The 1,756-nt window shown below is 74.6% G+C and carries 3 protein-coding genes and 1 pseudogene; 2 read left to right on the plus strand and 2 right to left on the minus strand.

Annotated elements, in window-relative coordinates; translation table 11 throughout:
- Positions 1-114 precede the first annotated feature (114 nt).
- Positions 115-675: a helix-turn-helix domain-containing protein gene (locus AB0O29_RS35585; RefSeq protein ID WP_365160488.1), complete on the minus strand. Its 561-nt coding sequence runs from the start codon at positions 673-675 to the stop codon at positions 115-117.
- Positions 676-786: 111 nt separating this feature from the next.
- Between AB0O29_RS35585 and AB0O29_RS35590 the strand changes: the two genes are divergently transcribed.
- Together AB0O29_RS35590 and AB0O29_RS35595 are read left to right on the plus strand one after the other, a co-directional pair.
- A complete protein-coding gene (locus AB0O29_RS35590) occupies positions 787-1,170 on the plus strand; it encodes an NAD(P)H-dependent oxidoreductase (RefSeq protein WP_365160491.1) in 384 nt (127 codons plus the stop codon).
- Positions 1,167-1,496, plus strand: a complete 330-nt coding sequence (locus tag AB0O29_RS35595) for a multidrug efflux SMR transporter (protein ID WP_365160494.1) — start codon at positions 1,167-1,169, stop codon at positions 1,494-1,496. Before AB0O29_RS35590 ends, AB0O29_RS35595 begins: the two co-directional genes overlap by 4 nt.
- A gap of 26 nt (positions 1,497-1,522) precedes the next feature.
- Here the strand turns inward: AB0O29_RS35595 and AB0O29_RS35600 are convergent.
- Positions 1,523-1,756: pseudogene (locus AB0O29_RS35600) on the minus strand (MBL fold metallo-hydrolase); the annotation flags it as partial.

Genomic DNA, 1,756 nt, shown 5'->3' on the forward strand with positions numbered 1-1,756 from the left:
CTGTTGTCAAGGCAACAGTTGTGGTGCGGGTCGAACGCGGTATGCGGGTTCCCAGGCATCCGGTCACGGTGCCGTGCGGACCTCCCGTGCCCGTTTCCGGGGCGCCCGGCACGGCTACCCGGCCCGCAGTACGCCCGCCAGTCGGGACAGTGCCGTCTTGATCCGGTCCGGGGTCACTCCCCGCGCGCGCTGCTCGAGGTAGACCTCCGGTGCCAGCGGCGCGAGCAGGCCGTCCGCCAGGGCCTCCGGGTCGGGGGTGCCGGCCTCGCGCAGCAGGGTGAGGACGTGGGCGCGCCAGAAGCCGTACGCCCCGACGGTGAACCGCTTCCCGCCGGTCTCGGCGCCCAGTACCAGGTGGCCGTGGGTCTCCAGCAGGTCGACCATCGCGGCGTAGAACGCGCTGAGCCGCTCGTGCGGCGGTGCGCCGGGGCCCAGTGGGGGAGCGCCGCGCAGCAGTTCCTCCTGTACACGGCGCTCGTGCTCGTCGAGGAGGGCTGCGGCGATGGACGTGACGTCCGGGTAGCGGCGGTAGAGCGTGCCGCGGCCGATGCCGGCGGCCCGGGCGATGTCCTCCATCGTCACCGACCGCGGATCCCCGGTGGCGAACAGCTCGGCCGCGGCGGAGAGCACCTTGGCCCGGTTGCGGGCGGCGTCCGCGCGTTCCCTCGTCTCCATGGCGCCGCAGCCTACCGGAATAACCGGACGCCCTGTCCGGTTGACCCCTTGTCCCGTATAACTGGACGCCTCGTCCGGTTACCGTTCTTGCCGTCACCGAGAGGGCCCGCCATGACCACGCTGCTCCACCTCAACGCCGGCGCCCGCCGCCGGTCCTTCAGCCGGGAGGCCGGTGACGCCGTCGCCGCCGCCTGGCGCGCGGCCCACCCGGGTGGCGTCCACGTCCACCGCGACCTTGCCCGGACCCCCGTCCCGCAGATCGGGGAGGCGTGGACCGAGCTGTGCGACCACGTCCTGGAGCACGGGATCACCGACCCCGCCCGCTACGCCGAAGCCGTCCGCACTCCCGCGCAGGCGGCGGCCTGGGCCGTCGTCGAGCCGCTGCCGTCCGAACTCCTCGCTGCCGACGCCGCCCTCGCCGACCGCCGCGGAGCGCACGAGGCGTCCCGCGCGGCCGCGCTGGATGCCGCCCGCCGGACGGGAGCCTCGCTGTGAACTGGCTCCTTCTCGTCGCCGCCGGGCTGGTGGAGGTCGCCTGGTCGCAGAGCATCAAGCCGACGGCCGGGTTCACCCGGCCGCTGCCCACGCTGCTCTGCTTCGTGCTCGCCGCCGTCGCCGTCTACCTGCTGTCCCTGGCGATGAAGGGCCTGCCGGTCGGTACGGCCTACGCCGTCTTCACCGGAATCGGCGCGGCCGGCGCCATCACCCTGGGCGTCCTGGTCCACAAGGACCCGGTGACCCCCGGCCGCCTCCTCGCCCTCGCCCTGATCATCGGCGGCGTGGCCCTGTCCCACGCCACCGCCACCGCCGCGGCGGAGTGAGGAACCGGCGCCGGCGCGGGCCGCCTTCACCAGCGGACGGCCGTGAAGTCGATCGGCCGGGGCCGCAGCAGCCGGGTGCGCTCCGTCAGCGCGCCCAGCCGTCGGGACATCTCGTCGGCGGGCAGCCGGCGGCGGTCGCCATGGCCGGGGAGGACCCACTCGAACCGCAGCCGCCCCGCCGACCGGGCCAGTGAGGCGGCCAACTCCTCGATGGAGTACCAGGTCACGCTGTCCGCGACGGCCAGATCACCGGTGGCGCG

Origin of the sequence: Streptomyces sp. NPDC089915 (genome assembly GCF_040684675.1) — a bacterium.
GTDB lineage: Bacteria > Actinomycetota > Actinomycetes > Streptomycetales > Streptomycetaceae > Streptomyces.